This window comes from Streptomyces sannanensis, assembly GCF_039536205.1.
Lineage (GTDB): Bacteria > Actinomycetota > Actinomycetes > Streptomycetales > Streptomycetaceae > Streptomyces > Streptomyces sannanensis.
In genome coordinates this window covers 7,194,175-7,215,805 of sequence record NZ_BAAAYL010000001.1, presented here as the reverse complement: position 1 = coordinate 7,215,805, position 21,631 = coordinate 7,194,175, and the positions used below count along the sequence as shown (strand labels likewise).

The 21,631-nt window shown below is 68.5% G+C and carries 17 protein-coding genes and 1 pseudogene; 8 read left to right on the top strand and 10 right to left on the bottom strand.

The window, feature by feature from the left end; genetic code table 11:
- Positions 1–73: 73 nt before the first annotated feature.
- On the top strand, positions 74–556 hold the full coding sequence (locus ABD858_RS33635; RefSeq protein ID WP_345033786.1) for an NUDIX domain-containing protein: 483 nt from the start codon (positions 74–76) through the stop codon (positions 554–556).
- Between the two features lie 107 nt (positions 557–663).
- Here ABD858_RS33635 and ABD858_RS33630 read toward each other — a convergent pair whose 3' ends face one another.
- The gene (locus tag ABD858_RS33630; protein WP_345033787.1) at positions 664–1,725 is read right to left on the bottom strand and encodes a PucR family transcriptional regulator; all 1,062 of its coding nucleotides are present in this window, start codon (positions 1,723–1,725) and stop codon (positions 664–666) included.
- Between the two features lie 226 nt (positions 1,726–1,951).
- On the opposite strand from ABD858_RS33630, the gene ABD858_RS33625 reads away from it, so the two are divergent.
- The 3 genes from ABD858_RS33625 (at position 1,952) to ABD858_RS33615 (ending at position 9,578) form a co-directional block, all read left to right on the top strand.
- Positions 1,952–2,557 (top strand): hypothetical protein, encoded by a 606-nt coding sequence (locus ABD858_RS33625; protein WP_345033789.1) that lies wholly within the window; start codon positions 1,952–1,954, stop codon positions 2,555–2,557.
- Between the two features lie 40 nt (positions 2,558–2,597).
- Entirely contained in the window at positions 2,598–4,643 is a 2,046-nt protein-coding gene (locus ABD858_RS33620) for an SPFH domain-containing protein (RefSeq protein WP_345033791.1), read from the top strand.
- A gap of 90 nt (positions 4,644–4,733) precedes the next feature.
- The gene (locus ABD858_RS33615; RefSeq protein WP_345033793.1) at positions 4,734–9,578 is read left to right on the top strand and encodes a DNA repair ATPase; all 4,845 of its coding nucleotides are present in this window, start codon (positions 4,734–4,736) and stop codon (positions 9,576–9,578) included.
- Between the two features lie 121 nt (positions 9,579–9,699).
- Here ABD858_RS33615 and ABD858_RS33610 read toward each other — a convergent pair whose 3' ends face one another.
- The 8 genes from ABD858_RS33610 to ABD858_RS33575 all read right to left on the bottom strand — a co-directional run bounded on the left by ABD858_RS33610 (position 9,700) and on the right by ABD858_RS33575 (position 17,611).
- Positions 9,700–10,170: a DUF6624 domain-containing protein gene (locus ABD858_RS33610; protein WP_425586299.1), complete on the bottom strand. Its 471-nt coding sequence runs from the start codon at positions 10,168–10,170 to the stop codon at positions 9,700–9,702.
- 223 nt (positions 10,171–10,393) lie between these two features.
- On the bottom strand, positions 10,394–10,633 hold the full coding sequence (locus ABD858_RS33605) for a hypothetical protein (protein ID WP_425586126.1): 240 nt from the start codon (positions 10,631–10,633) through the stop codon (positions 10,394–10,396).
- A gap of 115 nt (positions 10,634–10,748) precedes the next feature.
- Positions 10,749–11,333 carry an RBBP9/YdeN family alpha/beta hydrolase gene (locus ABD858_RS33600; RefSeq protein WP_345033798.1) on the bottom strand — a complete coding sequence of 195 codons (585 nt, stop codon included), beginning with the start codon at positions 11,331–11,333 and terminating at the stop codon, positions 10,749–10,751.
- A complete protein-coding gene (locus ABD858_RS33595) occupies positions 11,330–12,661 on the bottom strand; it encodes an MFS transporter (RefSeq protein ID WP_345033800.1) in 1,332 nt (443 codons plus the stop codon). Before ABD858_RS33595 ends, ABD858_RS33600 begins: the two co-directional genes overlap by 4 nt.
- A 30-nt stretch (positions 12,662–12,691) precedes the next feature.
- Entirely contained in the window at positions 12,692–13,609 is a 918-nt protein-coding gene (locus ABD858_RS33590) for a TauD/TfdA dioxygenase family protein (protein WP_345033802.1), read from the bottom strand.
- Positions 13,610–14,168: 559 nt separating this feature from the next.
- Positions 14,169–15,140, bottom strand: a complete 972-nt coding sequence (locus ABD858_RS33585) for a quinone oxidoreductase family protein (protein ID WP_345033803.1) — start codon at positions 15,138–15,140, stop codon at positions 14,169–14,171.
- A gap of 79 nt (positions 15,141–15,219) precedes the next feature.
- Complete coding sequence (locus ABD858_RS33580; protein WP_345033804.1) at positions 15,220–16,278, bottom strand: beta-keto acid cleavage family enzyme; 1,059 nt, start codon at positions 16,276–16,278, stop codon at positions 15,220–15,222.
- Between the two features lie 310 nt (positions 16,279–16,588).
- The gene (locus ABD858_RS33575; RefSeq protein WP_345033805.1) at positions 16,589–17,611 is read right to left on the bottom strand and encodes an AraC family transcriptional regulator; all 1,023 of its coding nucleotides are present in this window, start codon (positions 17,609–17,611) and stop codon (positions 16,589–16,591) included.
- Between the two features lie 557 nt (positions 17,612–18,168).
- On the opposite strand from ABD858_RS33575, the gene ABD858_RS33570 reads away from it, so the two are divergent.
- On the top strand, positions 18,169–19,674 hold the full coding sequence (locus tag ABD858_RS33570; protein ID WP_345033807.1) for a long-chain-fatty-acid--CoA ligase: 1,506 nt from the start codon (positions 18,169–18,171) through the stop codon (positions 19,672–19,674).
- Between the two features lie 272 nt (positions 19,675–19,946).
- On the opposite strand, the gene ABD858_RS33565 is transcribed toward ABD858_RS33570, so the two are convergent.
- Positions 19,947–20,297: a carboxymuconolactone decarboxylase family protein gene (locus ABD858_RS33565; RefSeq protein WP_345033809.1), complete on the bottom strand. Its 351-nt coding sequence runs from the start codon at positions 20,295–20,297 to the stop codon at positions 19,947–19,949.
- Positions 20,298–20,501: 204 nt separating this feature from the next.
- On the opposite strand from ABD858_RS33565, the gene ABD858_RS33560 reads away from it, so the two are divergent.
- The 3 genes and pseudogenes from ABD858_RS33560 to ABD858_RS37015 all read left to right on the top strand — a co-directional run.
- On the top strand, positions 20,502–20,795 hold the full coding sequence (locus ABD858_RS33560; protein WP_345033811.1) for a LysE family transporter: 294 nt from the start codon (positions 20,502–20,504) through the stop codon (positions 20,793–20,795).
- A gap of 52 nt (positions 20,796–20,847) precedes the next feature.
- Positions 20,848–21,306, top strand: coding sequence for a PaaI family thioesterase (locus ABD858_RS33555; RefSeq protein WP_345033813.1), 459 nt, complete (start codon positions 20,848–20,850; stop codon positions 21,304–21,306).
- Between the two features lie 20 nt (positions 21,307–21,326).
- Positions 21,327–21,586 (top strand): annotated as a pseudogene (locus tag ABD858_RS37015) (IS5 family transposase); the annotation flags it as partial.
- Between the last annotated feature and the right edge of the window lie 45 nt (positions 21,587–21,631).

Sequence of the window (21,631 nt, the reverse complement as noted above, 5' to 3'; positions counted from 1 at the left end):
TCTTCAGGGGACTGTGGGAGCTTCAGAACGACCGGGGCATCCCGGCTCAGCGCGCCGAGAAAGGACAACCCACATGACGTCGGCCTGGCTGCCGCCCGAGCAGTACATCGAGACGATCGCCCGCGCTACGTCGTACGCCTGCCTGTACTTCACCGACACCGCCGGCCATCCCTTCCAGATGCGCTCGCGCAACAAGAGGGAAATCTGGCAGTGGCCAGGAGGCAACCTGGAGTCGGGTGAAACCCCGTGGGACGGCGCCCGACGCGAGTGCCTGGAAGAGACCGGCTACGACTTCCGAGGTCCGCAGAAGCTCATCGGAGTCCACTTCATCACCGCCGGCACGGCGTGGCCCGCCAATCACATCGGCTTCATCTTCGACGGCGGCCACCTCTCCGATGACCAGCTCAGCAAGATCAAGCTCACCGACGAGCACACCGAATGGCAGGTCAAGCCCCTGGACGGCTGGCGCCGGGAAATGAGTCCGGTCAACTTCGCCCGGCTCGACGCGATCAACACCGCCCGCCGGACCGGCACCGTCGCCTACCTCGAACGCTGACAGGTCGCGCGTGTACGTGCCCTGGCCCGCACCGGTCAGGAGTTGGTCGCTCACTGACCGCCCGGGCAGACTCCCGGCCGATGGATCGAAGTCCGGCTACCGATCGGTCAGAGAGGCTCCTCGGGCCAGCCGAGGAGCCGGGCGCCGACGACCGCCGTCTGCAGGGTGTAACGGTTGACCGGGTCACCGGGGTCGGCTCCCGTCAGTCTGTGGATCCGCTCCAGCCGGTACGTCATCGCCCGCACGCTCAGCGACAGCCGGCGTGCGGCCTCGGCGGCCACGCAGCCGGTGTCGAAATAGACGGCAAGGGTGTCCATGAGGGGCTGCGCTCCCCCACGCGCCTGCTGCAGTGGACCGAGGACGCTCAGCACGAGGTCGGCCATCGCCTGCCGATCGCGGGTGAGGACCGGGTACACCAGGAGATCCGCGGCGTGCAGCACCGGGTCCTCCAGGTCCATACGGGCGGCCAGGTCAAGGGCGTTCAGTGCTTCCTCGTACGAGTGGACGACGCCGCCGACGCCGGTGTGGGCCCGCCCGATGGCGACTCGGCCACCATCCGTGGCCGCGTAGGCCTGCTTGGCGAAGAAGCTCAGTACGTCCGGCTCGTCGCCCGGTGCGACGCAGATCAGCCGGCCGTTCTTCGTGGTGAGCAGGATGCGGCGGTCCCCGAACCGCGTCAGGAGTGAGGACTCGATACTGCGGGTGACCGGGTAGCCGTCGTCGTACGGCTCCGGCCCCTCCGCCACAGCGACTGCGTGTGCATAGGACAACAGCAGTCCGAAACGTTCGGCCCGTTCGGCGAGCCGGCCCGGGTCGCTGCGTCCATGAAGGAGGTCGTCGATGAACTCCCTTCGTGCTGCCTCCTGTTGGCGGATTGCCGCCCGCTGGGCCCGCTCGTGCCCTTCCGCGAAGGCATCCACGGCCTGCTCCACGACGGCGAGCAGATGACCCGTGGCGACGCCACAGAGCGCCGGCCGGACCTCCTGGGCGGCCGACAGGTGAGCGCGGACCAGGGCACGCAGTCCGATGCCGGCCTCCGCGGCCCGCTCTCCGCGGGCGCGCAGCGCCTCCAGCTCGTCGCGGGTGAGCCTCCTGCCGGTCGCACTGGCAGCCGCCAGGACCTGGGCGTACTCCTCCAGATACTCCTCGGCCGTGCTGCGGTCCACCATGGTTCTCCCCCGCTCCTCGACGCGTCACTGACGGATCCTGACGCGGATGTCAAGGGTGCCATGTGGGCGCCGAGCGGTGCCCACCGGCACCAAGGAAGCGTAAAGACTGCCGGTGTACGGCAATGCGCACAGATGTTTCATCCTGTCAGCATGAAGCCGCCGGGGGCATACGGAGAGACCGATGCCGGAATCCGGAAACTCTCTGCCGGGTCGAGGGGGAAGAATCATGGCCGAGTTCTGGCGCGCCGCCACTACGTTCCCCGCGGTGCTGTTCACCACGGCCCTCGTCGTGGTCATCGGCTTCTGGCTGCTGGTCCTCCTCGGCGCCGTCGAATCCGACAGTTTCGACGGCGATGTGAACACGGATGCGTTCGGCCTCGGGGGTGTCCCCGTCTCGGTGTCCGCCTCCTTGACGGTCGCGTGCTCCTGGTTCTTCTGCCTGACCGGATCGGTGCTGCTCGTCCGGGCGGGACTGGCGGGCGGGCTTGTGCATCTGCTCGGTGCTGTCCTGCTGTTCGCCGCTCTGTTCGTCTCCTGGCGTCTGACACGGCTGCTCGTACGGCCGTTGGTGAAGCTCTTTCCCGATGAACCCGGGCCGTCCCTGCAGGACTTCATCGGTCTGACCTGCACCATCCGCACCGGCTGGGTGGACGTCGCGTTCGGTCAGGCGGAGGTCACGGCTCGGGACGGCTCCACCGCCGTCGTGCAGGTCCGGCAGAACGACGGTAGTCGGCTGGCGCTCGGCAGCACGGGGCTGTTGTACGCGTACGACGACGCCGGCGAGTTCTTCTGGGTCACGCCCTTCGACACCGTGCTCGACCCCCGCGGCTGACGGCCGCCACACTCTTCAGCTCTCACCCCTGGGACCGTTCATGGATGCCATCACCCTGGGCATCGGCGTACTCGTCGCCCTTGTCCTGCTCATCGCCATCGCCATGCTGCTCGTGATCAGCCGACTGTTCCGCAAGGTGGAGCAGGGCAAGGCGCTGATCGTGTCGAAGATGCGCAAGGTCGACGTGACCTTCACCGGTCAGGTCGTCCTGCCGGTCCTGCACAAGGCCGAGGTCATGGACATCTCGGTGAAGACCATCGAGATCTCGCGTACCGGGCGGGACGGTCTGATCTGCCGTGACAACATCCGGGCCGACATCCGCATCTCGTTCTTCGTCCGGGTCAACAAGACCGTCGAGGACGTCATCAAGGTCGCCCAGGCCATCGGCACGGCACGGGCCAGCGACCAGGCCACGCTGCAGGAGCTTTTCAACGCGAAGTTCTCCGAGGCACTCAAGACCGTCGGCAAGCAGCTTGACTTCACCGACCTCTACACCAAGCGCGACGAGTTCCGCGACCGCATCATCCAGGTCATCGGCACCGACCTCAACGGCTACAGCCTGGAGGACGCGGCGATCGACTACCTGGAGCAGACACCGCTGGCGCAGCTGGACTCGAGCAACATCCTCGACGCCCAGGGCATTCGGAAGATCACCGAACTGACCGCCGTGGAGCATGTGCGGACCAACGAGTACCGGCAGAACGAGCAGAAGGAGATCACCCGGCAGAACGTCGACGCCCGCGAGGCGATCCTCGAGCTGGAGCGCCGTCAGGCGGACGCCGAGATCAAGCAGAAGCGGGAGCTCGAGACCGTGCGGGCCCGGGAGGAGGCCGAGACCGCCCGTGTGGTGGAGGAGGAGCGGCTGCGGGCGCAGAGCGCCTTCCTCCGGACCGAGGAGCACCTCGGCGTGCAGCGGGAGAACCAGGCCCGCGAGGTCGCTGTGGCGGCGAAGAACCGGGAGCGGGTCATCGCCATCGAGAACGAGCGCATCGAGAAGGACCGCCTCCTGGAGGTCATCGCCCGCGACCGCGAGACCGAGCTGACCCGTATCGCGGCCGAGAAGGAGGTCGAGGCGGAGCGCAGGGAGATCGCCGAGGTCGTCCGGGAGCGCGTCGCGGTCGACCGCACGGTCGCCGAGCAGGAGGAGTCCATCAAGCGGCTGCGCGCGGTCGAGGAGGCCGAGCGGCTGCGCCAGGCCGCTGTCATCGCCGCCGAAGCCGAGGCCCAGGAGCAGCTGGTCAAGGACATCAAGGCCGCGGAGGCCGCCGAGCAGGCCGCGATCCACAGGGCGGCGGAGGAACTCACCCTCGCCGAGGCCCGTAACAAGGCCGCGGACCTGGACGCCCGCGCGAAGATCCGGCTCGCGGAGGGAATCCAGGCGGAGTCCGCGGCCGAGGGTCTCGCCGCCGTCCAGGTCCGGGAGAAGGAAGCCGACGCCATCGCGAAAGCCGGCCGTGCCGAGGCCGAAGCCACCGCCGCACGGCTGAAGGCCGAGGCAGAAGGCGCCCGCGAGAAGGCCCTCGCGGACGCGACGGCGATCGGTGAGAAGCTCAAGGCCGAGGCGGCGGGCCTCACCGAGAAGGCCACGGCGATGGCCGCACTGGACGAGGCGTCCCGCGGGCACGAGGAGTACCGGCTGCGGCTGGAGGCGGAGAAGGACATCCGGCTTGCCGGGCTCGACGTCCAGCGACAGGTCGCCGAGGCGCAGGCCACCGTGCTCGCCACCGGCCTGGAGAACGCGGACATCAACATCGTCGGCGGCGAGTCGGTCTTCCTGGATCGTCTCGTGTCCTCGATCTCTCTCGGCAAGGGCGTCGACGGCTTCGTCCAGCACTCCAAGACCGCACAGGCCCTCGCCAGGCCGTGGCTGGACGGTTCCGCGTCCTTCACCGAGGACCTGAGGAACGTGCTCGGGTCGGTCTCCACCGCCGACGTACGGAACCTGACCGTCTCCGCCCTGCTGATGAAGCTCATGCCGGCCGGGTCCGCCCAACTCGACGAGCTCCTGGACAAGGCGCGTCTGCTGGAACTGGCCGACGTGCCCGTGTCCCAGCTCGCCGACCTGAACGGCGCGGCCCAAGGCTGACGGCCGCGGTCATCGGAACGTCCGGAGCTGCCGCGTGGGGGGCGGCAGCTCCGGGTCAGCACATCACGCATGCGAGGAGCTGGAGCATTCATGGAGACGGAGACCCGGGTGGACGAAGGGACGTACGAGGTGCTGCGCGTCCGCCTCGCCGCTCAGGCCACCGAGCTCGCTCGACGCGCAGAGGCGCTCAACACCGCACGAATCGCCGAGTTCGGCTCCACCGAGCTCGCCCTCACCGGAACCGGACAGCTCCGGTCGGAACAGGGCCTCGTGGTGAGCGACGCCGTCGCTGTCGGCGACTGTCTCCTGCTGGGGCATCACACCCCTGCGGGGTCCGGAGAGGAGACCGCGGTCGGCGACGTCTTCACTCTCTACGACCGTGATCTGAAGCGGCTCGCCGGGGAGGGGGTGCCGGGCCTGCTCGACGACCCGGACTTCCGCCGGGAATTCGAGGCGCTGCACCGTTATTACCGCGGCGCGCGTCTGCGCCGGCTGCGCATCGTCGACGGCAGACTGCTGGCCGTCTTCTGCACGGGTGAGCACGCGGACGACATCCGCGTGCTGCGCTGGTCCCTGTCCCCGGCAGGAGCGCCGCGTTTCCTGGACGCCCAAGGCGAAAGGGACCATCTCCTCGCACCCGCCGACGACATCACCTGGGTGCAGACGACCCGCGACGACCACATTGCGGGCCGGCACCCGCGCATCCGCCTGGCCGGCGCGGTGTCCGTCTCGACGCTCGGGGGCACGCTGACCGTACTGGCCGGTGAGGAGGCCCTCTTCAGCGAACCGGTCGACGAGCCCCTGCAGTCACTGGCCGACGCCGAGGTGGCGTACGCGGTGGTCGGCGCCCTGCTCCTGCTGCGCATCCGCCCGTACCAGGAGGAGTCCCGCCGCCACCTGGTCGTCAACGCTCTGACGCGATCAGTGGTCCGGCTGGACGGCATCGGACAGTCCTGCCGCCGTCTGCCGGACAACCAGGGCATCGTCTTCCCGGGCGGCTACTGCCTCGCCACAGGCACGGTGAGGACCTTCGACATCGATACGGCCGGACTGGCGTTCGAGCACACCGTCAGGTCCCCCAACGGCGAAGACGTTCTCTACGCCTTCCACTCCCCCGCGTCGGGCCGCACCGTGCTGCTCCCGTACAACCTGATCCGCAAGGAGGTCGCCACCCCGCTCGTATGCGGCGGATACGCGCTGTTCGACGACGGGGCTCTCGCCACCCTGTACGAGACATCCGACGAGCCCGCGCGCGTACACCCCGTGCGGCTGTGGCAGACCCCTTACATCTCTGACGTGTACGCGGCAACCGTCCCGGCCGGCCATGGGCATCTGGCGCGGATCGGCAATGCCGACCTCGTGCGCGGCATCTCCGACTGCCTCGCCGTCGCGCGGCAGGTCTCCGACGCCCGGGCCACGGAGGAGCTCTACGAGGCGCTCGTCGAATCCTGCACGAGGACCGTCGACCGGCACCCCTGGCTGGGCGAGCCGGAGACGGGCGACCCGCGCAGCCTGCTGGAGGAGGTGCGCGCCACCGCGGGCCAGGTGCTGGCGGAGTTCAGGACCGTACAGGCCCTGACCCATCAGGCCGCCGAGGCGTTTACCGAGGCCGCGGAGAGCATTCAACGACTGGACCGGCGTCTGCGCGCCGAGACTGCCGGCACGGCCGAGGAGTGGACCGACCGCATCACGGAACTCCGCCGCGCCCAGGGCCGGCTGGTGAGTCTGGCGGAGATGCGGTACGCGGACACGGGCGCCATCGCGGCACTGGCCGAGGACGTCGAGGATCGCGTCGCATCCACCGCACACCGCGCGATCGGCTTCCTCCAGCGCGAGGACGCCTTCGCCGACCACCACGCACGGGTACGAAGCCTGACCGCCGCGGCGGAGGCGATCACCACCGTCGCCGAAGCCGCCCCGGTCACCGAACGGCTGGACCAGCAGACGTCCGCGCTCCGGACACTGACCGAGGTCGTCGCCGGACTGGACGGCGGCGACGCCACCGCCCGCACGGCCATCCTGGAAAACATCACTGACGTCGTCGGCGGTCTCAACCGTGCCCGCGCCACCGTCGACGCCCGTCGCCGCGAACTCCTGGAGGGCGAGAAGCGGGCATCCTTCACCGCCGAGTTCGCTCTGCTCGGCCAGTCCGTGACAGGCGCCCTCGCCGCCGCCGACACTCCGGAGTCCTGCGACGAACAACTCTCGAGGCTGCTGCACCAGGTCGACAGCCTGGAGTCACGCTTCGCCGACCACGACCGCTTCCTCGCCGAGATCGCCGACAAGCGGACCGAGATCCACGATGCCTTCTCCGCACGCAAGCAAGCCCTGACGGACGCCCGCGCCAGGCGAGCAGAACGCCTCGCCACCTCCGCCGGGCGCGTCCTGGAGACCATCACCCGTCAGGTGACCCTGCTCGAGAGCATCGAGGCGGTCCACACGTACTTCACCTCCGACCCCATGGTGGAGAAGGTCCGCCGCACAGTCGGCGAACTGCGCGACCTCGGCGACGTGGTCCGGGCCGAGGAGTTGGAGGGAAGGATCAAGGCCGCCCGCGAGGAGGCACGCCGAGCGGTACGGGACCGTACCGAACTGTTCGCCGACGGGGGCAGCACCATCCGGCTGGGTGCGCACGTGTTCGCCGTCAACACCCAGCCCTGCGAACTCACCCTGGTTCCGCAGAACGGCGGCGCCATGGCGTTCGCACTGACCGGCACCGACTACCGTGCCCCCGTCGCGGACCCCGAGTTCGCGGCCACGCGGGCCCACTGGGACCAGACGCTGCCGTCCGAGAACGACGACGTCTACCGGGCCGAGTACCTCGCTGCCCGCCTGATCGCCGAGCACGGCGCCGAGTACCTCGCCGCGGCCGACCTGCCGAGCCTGGTGCGGCGGGCCGCCGAGGCCGCGTACGACGAGGGGTACGAGCGCGGCGTCCACGACCACGACGCAACAGGAATCCTCGCAGCCTTCCTCCAGCTCCACGAGCGGGCCGGGCTGCTGCGCTACCCAGCCGCCGACCGCGCCGCCGCCCAGCTCTTCTGGGCGCACCGGGCGACACCCGATACCCGGCGGGCCTGGGCCCGCGAGGCCGCGTCACTGGTGCGGGCACGGGAGACCTTCGGCGCCGCCCCGACACTGGACGCGCTGCGTGCCGACATGACCGACGCGGGCCTCACCGCTCACGCCGCCGAGTACCTCGTCGAGGAGCTGGCAACCGGCGAATCCTTCACGACGAGCACCACGGCCCACACCCTGCTCGACAAGTTCCGCAGGACCGTCGGCTCCACGCCCTACGCGGACGACATCAGCGCCCTCCTCGCGACCGGTGACCACACCGGCGCGCAGCGGCTGGCCGAAGGCTGGCTGACCTCGTACGCGACCACGTGCGGGGAGGACGTCGACCCCGGTGACCTGGCCGAAGCCGTCGCGATCGAGATATGCCCCGGCCTCGGGCGCCACGATGTCGACGCGCCGCTCACCACCACGGTCGACGGCCTCCTCGGCACCCACCCACGCATCGACCGGCGCACCCTGCGCCTACGGCTCGACGAATTCCTGGCCCGCACCGGCCACTTCGCGCAGGATGTGGCCCCCGGCTTCCGCGCCTACCAGCGGCGCAGGCACTCCCTCCTCGCAGCCGAGCGTCGCCGCCTGCGCCTGGCCGAGTACCACCCGCGGGTCATGTCCTCCTTCGTACGCAACCGCCTCGTGGACGAGGTCTACCTCCCTCTCGTCGGCGACAGTCTCGCCCGCCAGCTCGGCGCCGCCGGGGACTCCAAGCGCACCGACAACAGCGGCCTGTTGCTCCTCCTCTCCCCGCCCGGCTACGGCAAGACAACCCTCATGGAATACGTCGCCGACCGCCTCGGCCTGCTGCTGGTGAAGGTGGACGGCCCGGCACTCGGCCACGGCGTCACCTCCCTCGACCCTGCCGCGGCACCGAACACCGCCGCTCGTCAGGAGCTCGAAAAAATCGACTTCGCGCTGGCCGCGGGCAACAACGTCATGCTGTACGTCGACGACATCCAGCACACCTCGTCCGAGCTGCTGCAGAAGTTCATCCCTCTGTGCGACACCACCCGCACACTGAACGGCCATGACCTGCGCGGCAAGCGCTTCGCCGTCTGCATGGCCGGCAACCCCTACACCGAGTCCGGTCAGCTCTTCCGCATCCCCGACATGCTTGCCAACCGCGCCGACGTGTGGAACCTCGGCGACGTCCTGACCGGCAGGGAGGCCGCCTTCGCCATGAGCTTCGTCGAGAACGCCCTGGCCTCCCACCCCGTCCTCGCCCCACTGGCCGGACGAGACCGCGCCGACCTCGAACTCCTGGTCCGCCTGGCCGCCGGCGACCCGGCCGCCAACCCGGACCGGCTCACGGGTCCCTACGCGCCGGCCGAACTCGACCGTGTGCTCGCCGTGTTGCGCCATCTGCTCACGGCCCGCGAAACGGTCCTCGCCGTGAACGCCGCGTACATGGCCTCCGCCGCCCGGACCGACACGACCCGCACCGAGCCCGCTTTCCTCCTCCAGGGCTCCTACCGCAACATGAACAAGATCGCCGCCCGTATCTCTCCCGTCATGAACGACACGGAACTGGCCGCCGTGATCGACGACCACTACGCAGCCGAGGCCCACACGCTGACGACCGGAGCCGAGGCCAACCTCCTCAAGCTGGCCGCCCTGCGCGGCACCCTCACCGAAGAGCAGGCTGCCCGCTGGGCCGCCATCACGGCTGCCCACGTACGCACTCAGGCCCTCGGCGACCGTGGCGACGACCCTCTCGCCCGAGCGGTCAACGCCCTCGGCCTGCTCGCCGACCGTGTCGCCGCCGTCGAAACAGCCATCATTCGCGCGACAGGCCCACGGCCGGCGCCCGGCCACCCGTCCGGACGCCACGCCGCCCCACCGAACGACGTTCGGCACCCCTGACCCCGACGCTGACCGCACACATGACGCTCGTTTCGGTCGCAGCAACAATCGATCCATGTGTCCAAGCCTGGTTTTGCGCGCGCGGGGCGGCGATCCGCCGGACACAGGCGATCGCAGCGCGTCAGGCGACCGAGAACTTGGCGACGTATTCGTCGAAGGGCTCGATGCCCGCTTCCTGGCGCAGTTCGTCCATACGCTCGGGCTCTTCGCAGGGCCAAGGAATAGGCGAACCGTTCCTCACGCCGGCGATCTGCGTGCCGTAGATCTGCCGGCGCCCCTCGTTGACCAGCGTGCGATCACGGAGAAAGGCCAGCTCGCGACGGCCGGCTGAGCCTTCGTCTACCGCCCTCTGCATCAGCCTCAGCGCACACCGCTGCACATCGAGCTGCCGGTCGGCATGCTGAGCGATCAGCCACGCCCCACGGGCGGCCTCCTCGCCGACGAGTTCCGCCGTCGGCCAGCCGTACTCGTCCATGATTTCGTTCAGCCGGTCACCGTGCCGGGCGGTCAGGCAACGCCAGGCCAGCTGCTCGGCCGGGTCGTCGCTGTTCGCGCCGGCCGAGGCACTGTGGTCCGCGGCAGCCATGTCCATGAGCTCTGCCGCCAGTGCAGCAACTTCCTGCCCCACTCTCAACTCCCGGGATTGAATAGGTGCGTTCGCGCTGGTCGCTGCAACCTAAAAGGCGCACACCGCGCACAAAGATCATCCCGGAGAACGGTGACGGGCACCCCCGTGCGCCGGGATACTGAATCTACCTGAGGCGCCAGGGCCCGGGGTGATGCTCAGCAGCGTCCAGTCGCCAGGTACGCCGGAGTCAGGCGGCGCCTTTTCGCTCCGCAGTGACCACGACGGCGGTGTAGCGGATCGTGAAGCTGCCCCCGAACGCGTCGACGGCGGCGCCGATGCCCGCCACCACTTCCTCCAGCTTGGCCGGCGGAAGCTGGGCGTGGCCGCCGGTAGTGGGCAGTTGGTCCAGCCACTCGTCCCTGGCGTAGGACCGCTCCCAGTCGAATCGCCACTGCTCCGGATCGCCGTACGCGCGCACCTGCAGCACTTGCCATCCGGCCGACGGGAGGGACGGCCGACCGCACACGTGTCCGTCGATTCGCATTCGGCGGCGCGCGGCTCCCTCCTGCCGGAGGACGAGCAGGAGGGAGCCGTGTCGTACGTCAGGCAGTCATGTCGGACGAGGCCCGTACGAGCTCACGGATGAGCTCCTCCGCCCGAGGCCATTCGCCGTAACCGGCGGCTGGGTTGAGGTGCCCGACCGGGCCGAGGTCCACGAGGCGGCTGCCCCATACTCGGGCGAGACCGGCGACGCGTGCGAAATCGGCCAGTGGGTCGTTCGTGCTCGCCGCGACGATGCTGGGGAAGGGCAGTGGTGTCCGCGGCACGGGCGTCCAGCCGTTCGCGTGCAGGGCATCCTGAGTGGGGTATCCCTCCGGCAGCGGCGTGTCGAAGTCCGGCGGCGCCGCCAGCAGCGCTCCCTCGACCGGACGGCGGTGTCGTCGCGCCCAGTGCACGGTGGTCATCACGCCCGCGCTGTGGGCCGCCAGTACAACCGGCCCGGAGATGTCCGACAGCACTCCTTCCAAGGCGGCGACCTGGGCGTCACAGCTGAGCCTGTCGTCGGTCAGCGGCGGCACCGTACGGGCGTTGGCGATCTTGTCGGCAAGGATGGTCTGCCAGTGGTCCGGCACATGATCGCGCAGACCGGGGACGATCACGACCGTCGGCGGTGCGGTGAGGCTCATGTCTGCGGCTCCGGGTTCATGAGCGCCGCGTCGGGGAGCAGTCCCAGGCGGCGCAGATCTTTTTCGTAGGACGACTTGCCGATGGTGAAGGCCACGCTGCCGGCCAGCGCGACGAGCGGGACCACCTGGAGTGCGCCGTGCAGGCCCATGCGGTCCGCGAGCATGCCCGTCACAGCGGGCCCCGGGGCGAGCCCGAGCAGGCTGTTGGCCAGGGTGAGCGTGGCCATGGCCGTCGCCGCGATGGCGGTGGGCGTCAGATTCGCCACCATGGCGGCTGCCGGTCCGGCTGTGGCATTGGACAGCAGTGTTCCGGCGGCGATCAGTACGAGTTGCGGCGGGCCGGCCGGCAACTGGAAGCCGGCCGTCAGCAGCACGAGCGACCCGAGACTGCAGACGATCGCGACGGTCCACTTCCTGGCCCCGGCCTTCCGGCTGAGGCGGTCCGACACGATACCGCCGCCGATCATGCCGATGCCGGTGATCAGTGCGAAGACCCCGGCTATCAGGCCCGCCTTCGCGGGAGGCATGTCGTAGGAGCGGTTGAGGAAGCTGGGCATCCAGGCGAGCAGGGCCATCGCGACGAACATCTGCAGTCCGCTGCCGATGTAGGCGCACACCACGGAGACCGAGGAGAACAACCGCGGCAGCAGGGTCCGCAGGCCCGCGTGTTCACCGGGCGTGCCTCCACGACCGCCGACGGCTGAGCCCAGCCGCTTCTCGGTGACCATGATGCGGTATATCGCGGCCAGTGCGATCCCGAAGATCCCCATGATGCCGAACGCCCAGCGCCAGCCCAGGTGCTGGGCGACGACGCCGCCGATCGACACGCCCAGCACGGATCCGAAGGCGCCTCCCGCGATGAATGCTCCGGAGAGCGTGGCCCGGAGAGCGACGGGGAAGACGCTCAGGACCACCGCGATGCCGACGCTTCCGTAGGCGGCCTCTCCTACGCCGACCATGAACCGCCCCAGGAACATCTGGTCGTAGCTCGCCGACACCGCGCAGCCCAGAGTCGCGAGACTCCACACCATGGCGGCGATCACCAGGCTCCTCACCCTGCCCCAGCGGTCCGCCAGGAGCGACAGGGGGAAGGTGAGCACACCCACCATCAGGGCCACGATGCCGCTGAGAGAGCCCAATTGGGCATCGGAGAGCAGCCACTCCGCCTTCAGCAGGGGGAAGACCGCATTGAGGACCTGCCGTGACATGTAGTCGGACAGCAGGAGCGCGAAACTCAGCGCGAACACCAGCCAGGCATACCTTCGGGATACGACCGGTCCGGCGGGAGACGTGCCCGGCACGGCCGTGCCGACAGTGTGAAGTCCCATTGGCATCACCGTTTCGTCTCTGGTCGGGGTTCAGAACGGTCGGTCACCGACGATTCCGGCGCGCTCCATCTTGCGGACGGCGGGCCAGTAGTCCTGGACGGCGTAGTGCTGCGTGGAGCGGTTGTCCCAGATGGCGAAGCTGTTCCTCTGCCAGCGCCAGCGCACCTGGTATTCGGGAACGGCGGCCTGGCTGATCAGGTAGTTCAGGAGGTTGCCGGCGCCGGGCGCGTGGTCCTGGCCGAAGCGCACGTTCTGCGGCGTGTGGAAGTTGACGAAGTGCGTGGTGAACGCGTTGACGAAAAGGACCCGTTCGCCGGTCTCGGGGTGGGTGCGCACCACCGGGTGCTCCGCGTCCGGGTACTGTGCCTTGAGCCGGTGGCGCTGCTCCATCGGCATGACGGCGCCGAAGCTCGCCTCAATGCTGTGCCGTGCGCGCAGGCCCGCGATCTGCTTCTTGATGTGCTCGGGCAGCCTGCGGTGGGCCTCGGCCATGTTGACCCAGATCGTGTCGCCGCCCACCTCGGGCGTCTCGACGCAGCGCAGTACGGCGCCCATCGGCGGGCACTCGCGCCAGGTCCCGTCGCAGTGAAGGGCGTTCTCGTAGTGCTCGGGCTTGCTGTCCAGGTCCTTGTAGATACGGACCAGCCCCGGGTGATCCGGGTCGCTGCCGACCACCGGGTGGTCCTCCAGCGGACCGAAGCGCGAGGCGAGGGCGACGTGCTCGGCACGGGTGATGTCCTGGTCGCGCAGGAACAGGACCTTGTGTATGAGCAGCAGTGCCTTGATCTCGGCGAACAGGTCGTCGTCGCGCGCGGCGTCGGCAAGGTTCACGCCGGACAGTTCGGCGCCGATGGTGCAGGTCAGCGGCTCAGCCTTGATCGTGGTGCGGAGGACGCCCGGGCGCACCAGAGCGGGCGCGCCTTCCCTCTTGTGGACGGTCTGGGGCATGTGCTCACTCCTGGGGGTTGGCAACGGCTCACTGCGGAGCCTGTGTGAGGGAGATGTAGCTCGATCGTGCGATGGTCGGCCTTCTGGCTTGTGGTGCTGTGCGGGTGCGGAGGTAGCGTTGCCGGTGCGATCCGGGACGCCGGGTGCGGTGTCGGCGTGCGGGGCCCCTGCTCCACCGGAGTGATGGTTCAGGGCCTCCTCGTCGCCTCTGGCCGCATCCGCGTGACCAGGTCGTGAGACGGTGCCCATCAACGGCCTCCGGCCGCGGGCAGCCCTTCCGGGGCCGGACCACGGGCAGGATCCGTGTCGCCGCCCGGATGAGTACGCGGACGACCTGGGGGCACCGCTGGGGCCCCCTGCGGGCACCCTGGGGGCACCCTGGGGGCACCCCCAGCGGTAGCTGGGGGAGGTAGCTGGGGGAGGTAGCTGGGGGAGGTAGCTGGGGGAGGTAGCTGGGGGAGGTAGCTGGGGGAGCGCCCAGGACCGTTCGGGGCGTGCCAGTGAGCGGACTCTCCCACTCACTGCCAAGGAACGGTGATGTGTGGTGCACGGTGTGCTCTCACAGGGTGAAGACGGAGGATCCCGTGGTCCGTCCCGCTTCAAGATCGCGATGTGCCTGGGGTGCGTCCTTGAGGTCGTAGCGCTGGTTGATCTCGATCTTGATGCGGCCGGACGCGACATGCCCGAACAGCTCGCCTGCCAGGGCGTCCCGCTCGGCGGGCTCCGCGATGTAGTCGGCCAGCGCCGGCCGGGTCACGAACAACGAGCCGTGCATGACCAGCTGCATGGCATCGAGCGGCGGCACCCCGGAGGACGTACCGAAGCACACCAGCAGGCCGCGGCGCTGCAGCGAAGCCATGGACCCGGCGATGGTGTCCTTGCCGATGCTGTCGAAGACGACCGGGACGCCCTTGCCGTCGGTCAGCTCGCGCACTCGCTCGGCCACGTTCTCGCGCCGGTAGTAGACGATGTGATCGCAACCGTGGGCGCGGGCGATCTCGGCCTTCTCCTCGGTGGAGACCGTGCCGATCACCGTGATGCCGAGCAGCTTTGCCCACTGGGAGAAGATCAGGCCGACGCCGCCGGCCGCAGCGTGGAGCAGCACGGTGTCGCCGGACTTCAGCGGGTGGATCCGGCGCAGCAGATAGGCCGAGGTGAGGCCGCGCATGGTCATCGCCGCGGCGGTCTCGCAGCTGATCTCCTCCGGCAGCTTGATCAACGACTCGGCGGGCATGACCCGCGCTGTGCTGTAGGCCCCCAGCGGGCTGCCGGTGTAGGTCACCCGGTCGCCCTCGGCGACATGCGTCACGCCATCGCCCACGGCCTCGATCACTCCCGAGGCCTCCACACCGAGTCCCGAGGGCAGCGGCGCCGGGTACAGGCCGGTACGGAAGTAGGTGTCGGCGAAGTTGAGTCCGACAGCGGCGTGCCGGATCCGTACCTCACCCGGGCCCGGTTCGCCGACGGTGACCTCTTCCCACCGCAGGACGTCGGGGCCGCCGGTTTCGTGGAAGCGAATGGCGTGTGCCATGGCTTGCTCCGTTCACTCGTGTGTGGGGCGGCGGCCGCGGGATCGGTCCACGGGCCGCCGCCAGTGGGGTCGGGTCGTGTCAGCTCTTGACGTCGCGCAGCATAAAGCCGCGCCGGCCGGGACGGCGGTTGGGCACCATGCCGAGCCGGTCCAGGGTCTCGTCGGCGCCCTCGTACCATTCGCCGATCTTGTAGATCTTCTTCGCCTCCTGCCCGGTGGCGATCTCACGGCCGAGCGCATCGGCGATCCGGACCATCTGCTCGACCTGCTCGACGGAGGACATCCGCTCGCCCTTGCGCCGCCACAGGTTGTCCTCGTTGCCCACCCGCACATGCGCACCCAGGGCGATGCCAATCGCGTTCATCGGCGCCACCGCGCGCATGGAGGCCTCAATGGTGAGGACGGCGCCGTCCGGGACGCGGCGGATGAACTCGATCAGGTCGGCCGGGTGCCGTCCGGCGAACCCGCCTCCGATGGCGACGTAGTTGAGCACCAGCGGCCCGCTGTAGACACCCTTGCGGATCAGCCGTTCGACCGTCTCCAGTTGGGCCATGTTGGCGAGTTGGAAGTGCGGCTGGATGTCGTTGGCGCGGAGCCGCTTGAGGTGCTCGAGGTAGAAGTCCGGCCCGGCCTCGACCACCATGTCGCGGTAGGCCTTGTAGTACGCCGCCTTGGAGATCGAGGTGCCCTCGATGTCCTCGTCGTCGAAGATCTCGACGATGTTCATCTGGTTGGTGTTGATCGCGATCGTCACCTGGTCCGGCCGGGGGTCGATCTCGGCCAGCATGTGGCGGGTGTCGTAGCTGAGCCACTTGGCGTCGGCGCCCTCGTCCTCGGGGGCGAAGGAGATGGACCCGCCTATCTGCAGGACCATGTCGGGCACGGCCTCGCGCAACCGGGCCATCAGCTCGTTGAACATGGAGATGCGCTTGGAGCCGTGGCCGTCCAGCTCGCGCACATGGATGTGCAGCACCGTGGCACCGGCGTTGTAGCAGTCGACCGCCGCCTGCACATGTTCGTCCATGGTGACCGGGAGGTCGTCGGCATCACCGGGCAGCCACTCCGGCCCGTAGGGCGCGGCCTGGATGACCAGCTTCTCCTGGTTCTCCGGATACAGGGAGTCGTCGAAGAAATGCATGGTCCATCTCCTTTGTCGGATGGGTCTTCACTCACTGCACACATCGCTGCCGGCGATGCGGGGCCTGAGGCATGGCGAAGAGCGGAGCGGAATTGCAGGGGTTCCCGGGCTCGCCGGCCGACTCGGATACGGCCGGCGGGCTCGGGGAGCAAGCGGTCGGGGCAGGGCTCCTGCCCGTCCTCGTGGGACCGGGCAGTCTCTCTTGCGGTAATGCAAAGTTAAGGGCCGGTTACATCTCACGCATGACCACAGGTGACATCCGACTTATCACTTGGGGACGGCCTGCCCGGCAGCAGATGATCGCTGGTGGTCAATCCCCGACGAAGGGCTGTTCCTGCGTCCTCTGGACGCGCCACTGCCTGGGGCTGCAGCCGAATCGCTCGCTGAACCAGCGAGAGAAGGCGCTCGGTGCGGAGAATCCCAGCAGCCCGGAGATCTCCGTCAACGAACGACGTGGGTTCGCCACGAGCTGCTCCGCGAGCTGGGTACGCGTCGCGTTGAGGACGGAGGAGAACGTCTCGCCCGAGGCCGCCAGGTGCCGGTGCACGGTTCTCCGGTCGACGCCGAGGCTGCACGCGACCTGCTCGATCGAACAGCGCCCGGTCGGCAGCAACACCTCGATCAGGTCGCGTACGCGGTCCAGCACAGTCGTGTCCCTCGAAACCGCGATGGCGTCGAAATACTGCCGCGCGTAGGTCCGGAGCAGTGGGTCCGACATGGTGTTGGGGGCGTTGAGATCACTGGCATAGAAGACGATCCCGTTGAATTCCCGGTCGAATTCCACTACGGGACCGAAGATCCTCCGGTGGGTAGCGGGATCCGCCGGAGCACTGTGTGTGAAACACACGGACACCGGCTGCCACCGAGTACCGAGGAAGCTGCGCAGGACCCGGTGAAAGGCGCCCACGGCCAGCTCCATGGCCTGGCGGGCCGCCATGGCCTCACTCAGTTCCAGGCCCACCTTGAGGGTGGCCAGGCCGTTCGCCTCGGAGAGCCGACTGCGAAGCATCTCGTTGTACATGTGCTCATGGCGGATGAGGAGCTCGACCGCGCTGCGGACATCGGGCTCCTCACGTATGACCAGGCTGATGGGGCCGAGGTTGGAGAAGCGGCGGCGCTCGGCCAGGAGCAGGCCGAAGTCCTCCTGGTGTGAGGTCGCCGCCGAAAGCTCGAGCAGCTGAGCCACGGCCACGCCGGAGATCCATCTGTCCTGGATCGCGAGGCCGATGGGATCCAGGCCCACCCGCTTCATCAGGACCCGCGGGTCGATGCCGAGCGACTGGCTGAGCTCGACGTAGCTGTTCAGCGCTGCATTGCGGACAAGGGGCTTCATGGGCGCACTCCGGTCTGTCCCCAATTGATAAGTCAGATGTCACGTCAAGTCAAGCGATGCGCCAGGTGGTGACCTAGCGTTGCACCACCGCGGTGGAGCTCGCCGCCTGGATTCGGCGTCCCGGCCGATCTGAAATCCAGCGGAGAACACCATGACAAACAGCCCAACCGTTGACCAGACCCGCGAAACGGCAGGAACTCGATGCAGAGTGACGACCCCTGAAGCAATTACGTGTGCCGAAGCCGTTGGATTCCTGCGCGAGGAACGGAACAAGGCCGGCATGACAAGCTGACCACGCGGTCCTTCATTCCCGTACGGAATACGAGGACTTCGCCGAGACCGAGTTGAAGCGCCGATGTGCTGCGGCCAGGGCTGACCTTACGTCAGAGATGCGTGCTGCTACCGGACTTCCAGGGGCATCGAACGGCATTGGCGGTGGACCCCCGGCCGCGTCGGGATCGACCCATCGACGTGATCGCGACACAGAACACCGCGGACCTCGGTGCCTCCCGCCTCCATCCGTGGCCGCCGCCAGCCCAGATCGAAGGGGAAACCGAATGAACAACCTCGCCGCACTCCTGGCGGAATCCGCCTGGGCCAACGGCGACCGCGTGGCCGTTCGCCAGGACGAGATCGTCCTCACCTATGCCCAACTCGACGAAGCGAGCGCCCGGATCGCCACTCTGCTGCAGGCCAAGGGCGTCCATCCGGGCGATCGCGTCGCATTGGTCATGCCCAACGTCATCTGCTTCCCGGTCGCTTACTACGGCATCCTCCGCGCCGGCGGAGTGGTGGTGCCGATGAATCCGCTGCTGAAGGCCCGTGAAACGGCCTTCGCCCTTCGGGACTCCGGGTCCCGGATCGTGTTGACGAATCCGGCGTTCGCGGACGAGGTCACGACGGCGGCAGCAGACGTGGGCGCCGCATGCCTGGTCATGGACCCGACTGCATTCGACGCCCTGGTACAGACCGCCGAACCCCTGCCCAAGGTGGTCGACCGGGCGCAGGACGACACTGCCGTGATCCTGTACACCTCGGGCACGACAGGGATCCCGAAGGGCGCCGAGCTGAGTCACCGCAACCTGATCACCAACGCGGCCACCGCTGCAGAGACGCTGCTCCGCGTCGGGCAGAACGACGTACTGTTCGGCGGTCTGCCGCTGTTCCACGCATTCGGGCAGACCTGTGCCCTCAACACTGCCGTCGCCGCGGGCGCCGCCCTGACCTTGCTGCCGCGGTTCGAGCCGGCCAAGGCGCTGGAGATCATGCAGCGGGACGCAGTAACCGTCTTCCTGGGCGTCCCCACGATGTACACGGCCCTTCTCCGCACCGGGATCCCCGGCGGTTACGACCTCTCCCCGCTGCGACTGGCGGTTTCCGGCGGAGCTTCCTTGCCGGTCGAGGTGCTGCACGGATTCGAACGGGAATTCGACGTCACCGTACTCGAAGGCTATGGGCTCTCCGAGACATCGCCGGTCGCCGCGTTCAACCCCCCGGACCGTCCACGCAAGGCCGGCTCGATCGGCCTCGCGGTCCGCGGGGTCGAACTCAAGCTCGTCGCGGACGATGGCGCCGCGGTGGGCCAGGGCGAAGTCGGTGAGATCGCGATCCGCGGCGAGAACATCATGAAGGGCTACTGGAACCGACCGGATGCGACCGCCGAGGCCATGCGGGGCGGGTGGTTCCACAGCGGCGACCTCGCCCGTGTGGACGAAGACGGCTACTACTTCATCGTCGACCGGAAGAAGGACCTCATCATCCGCGGCGGGTACAACGTCTACCCGCGCGAGATCGAGGAGGTGCTCTACGAACACCCGGCCGTGGCCGAAGCCGCGGTTGTCGGCGTGCCGCACGAGATCCACGGCGAGGAGGTGGCCGCCGTGGTGACTCTCCGGGACGGTGCACAGACCACGGCCGATCAGATACGTGACTACATCAAACAGCGGGTGGCCGCGTATAAGTACCCGCGGATCGTCACATTCGCCGACGCACTCCCCAAGGGTGCGACGGGCAAGATCCTCAAGCGTGAGATAGTCGTCGAGCGGCAGGAACTCGCGGACTGAACCGACCTGCTTCTGCAGCGGGTTCAAGGACAGGCCATCATGCGCTGCAGAAGCGTCCGACAGCCGGAGGGAGGCCTGCGCGCACGACGGCGCGCAGGCCGAGGCGGATGGCGGCTCAGGCTTGTTTCGGTGATGGCGCGGGAAGAACTCACGGGCGCGACGCTCAGGCGTAGCGCCCACCGCGCGGGCAGCGACGGCCGGCCAGCTCCTCGCCGGCGAGCTGGCACAACCTGCCCGCCAGTGTGCTGTCCTGGCCGACACCCGTTGTGAGGTCACCCAAGACCGGCGTACCGCTGCTCATGAGCTGTGACTTCTTCCGCGAGGATCGGAACGCCGATATTGCAAGCGTGAATTCCGACCACCGTGGCCAGCTTGAGCACTTCGAGGATTTCCTCCCGGGTCGCACCGAGCTCCAGCGCAGCTCGTATATGGCGGCGAACCCCAGAGGAATACATATGAGTACAGGCGGCGTCCACCGCGATGCAGAGCAGTTCAATGACCTTCGGCTCAAGTATCCCGCTTTTCCAGGGCGCCGTTGCCGTCTTCATGAACTGCTCGGTCCATACGGGATCCCATTCATGCAACTGGTCCCACAGAGGATTCCAGCTGCCATTCTCACGCATGTGGCCAACTGTCGAAGAACCAGCCATGGTGTGCCCTTCCGCAGGATCGTCGACCTTTCAGAACGCAACGGTAGGCCGCACAGCCTCCGAACACTTGGCCTCGGGAGACGGACGATTTGACACTTCGGGACAAGTCGAGATCCGCTGCCCTCCCTGCACCTGGAAGCCGTCGTGGGAGTGCGCGGTCCGAGGAGCAGTGCGAGCGTGACGGTCAGGGGAGCCGGAGCCGGCATCCTGAACCCGAAGGCGCTACTGCTGTACTTCTCGCTGTTCCCGCATTTCCTCGACCCCGCAGCCACCTGGCCGGTCGCCGCGCAGACCGGACTGCTCGGCACGCTCCACACGACCGCCTGCGCCCTCGTCCACTTCACCGTCGGCGTCCTCGCCCGCACCGTATTGAAGACCCGGCTCTCGGCGGCCCGGGTGGTCACCCGCACCTCCGGTGCCATCATGATCGTCATCGGCGGATTCCTGCTGGTGGAACACCTGGCCGGCTGAGGAACCCGCCCGACTCCGTTCGCACACTGTGGTGTCCACCGAAGGAGAGCACATGGAAGAGGACCGAACGCAGCAAGAACAGGCGAGCCCCGAGATGCAGGCACGCATCCGGGACAGCTTCGACCGCCAGGGACTGATGAGCCACCTCGGTGCACGGATCACGCACATCGCGCCCGGCCGCGTGCACATCGTGCTCCCGAGCCGCCCCGAAGTGACCCAGCAGCACGGCTACTTCCACGCCGGCGCCACCAGCGCCATAGCGGACAGCGCCGGCGGCTACGCCGCCTTCACACTGTTCCCCGAGAACACCGAGGTGCTCACCGTCGAGTACAAGATCAACCTGCTCGCGCCCGCCGTCGGCGACCACATCGAGGCAGTCGGAACGGTCCTGAAGTCCGGGCGCACCCTGACCGTATGCCGACTGGAGGCGTTCGGCGTCCAGGACGGCCGTCGGACTCTCGTCGCGAACGGACAGCAGACACTGATCCGCGTGAACAGGACCGCGCCATGACGTCCCTCCGGGGAACCGGCAGGTTCCACCGCTGGGCTGCGGACGGCACGTTCGACCGAAGTGCTGCGTGCCGCGCCGGCTCGGGCGGACGCCGCAGGTGAGATCGACTGCTGGTGGGCGGCCGACTCCACGAATGTCCGGGCCCACCAGCACGCGGCGGCCCCCGAAGAGGGGGCACCGCAGCCCAGCTCTCGGGAGATCCAGAGGTGGCCTGATCAGCAAGGTCCACCTGGCCTGTGACGGCCGGGGCCGCTCGCTCGTCCTGCTCCTCACAGAAGGAAACACCAAGGCTTCTACGCCCGGCCCGCGCGCCAATGCCTGGCCG

Bases quoted from the DNA above. Each gene is read 5' to 3' on its own strand.
- ABD858_RS33635 (WP_345033786.1), top strand. From the start codon at position 74: ATGACGTCGGCCTGGCTGCCGCCCGAGCAGTACATCGAGACGATCGCC.
- ABD858_RS33630 (WP_345033787.1), bottom strand. From the start codon at position 1,725: ATGGTGGACCGCAGCACGGCCGAGGAGTATCTGGAGGAGTACGCCCAG.
- ABD858_RS33625 (WP_345033789.1), top strand. From the start codon at position 1,952: ATGGCCGAGTTCTGGCGCGCCGCCACTACGTTCCCCGCGGTGCTGTTC.
- ABD858_RS33620 (WP_345033791.1), top strand. From the start codon at position 2,598: ATGGATGCCATCACCCTGGGCATCGGCGTACTCGTCGCCCTTGTCCTG.
- ABD858_RS33615 (WP_345033793.1), top strand. From the start codon at position 4,734: ATGGAGACGGAGACCCGGGTGGACGAAGGGACGTACGAGGTGCTGCGC.
- ABD858_RS33610 (WP_425586299.1), bottom strand. From the start codon at position 10,170: ATGGACATGGCTGCCGCGGACCACAGTGCCTCGGCCGGCGCGAACAGC.
- ABD858_RS33600 (WP_345033798.1), bottom strand. From the start codon at position 11,333: ATGAGCCTCACCGCACCGCCGACGGTCGTGATCGTCCCCGGTCTGCGC.
- ABD858_RS33595 (WP_345033800.1), bottom strand. From the start codon at position 12,661: ATGGGACTTCACACTGTCGGCACGGCCGTGCCGGGCACGTCTCCCGCC.
- ABD858_RS33590 (WP_345033802.1), bottom strand. From the start codon at position 13,609: ATGCCCCAGACCGTCCACAAGAGGGAAGGCGCGCCCGCTCTGGTGCGC.
- ABD858_RS33585 (WP_345033803.1), bottom strand. From the start codon at position 15,140: ATGGCACACGCCATTCGCTTCCACGAAACCGGCGGCCCCGACGTCCTG.
- ABD858_RS33580 (WP_345033804.1), bottom strand. From the start codon at position 16,278: ATGCATTTCTTCGACGACTCCCTGTATCCGGAGAACCAGGAGAAGCTG.
- ABD858_RS33575 (WP_345033805.1), bottom strand. From the start codon at position 17,611: ATGAAGCCCCTTGTCCGCAATGCAGCGCTGAACAGCTACGTCGAGCTC.
- ABD858_RS33570 (WP_345033807.1), top strand. From the start codon at position 18,169: ATGAACAACCTCGCCGCACTCCTGGCGGAATCCGCCTGGGCCAACGGC.
- ABD858_RS33565 (WP_345033809.1), bottom strand. From the start codon at position 20,297: ATGCGTGAGAATGGCAGCTGGAATCCTCTGTGGGACCAGTTGCATGAA.
- ABD858_RS33555 (WP_345033813.1), top strand. From the start codon at position 20,848: ATGGAAGAGGACCGAACGCAGCAAGAACAGGCGAGCCCCGAGATGCAG.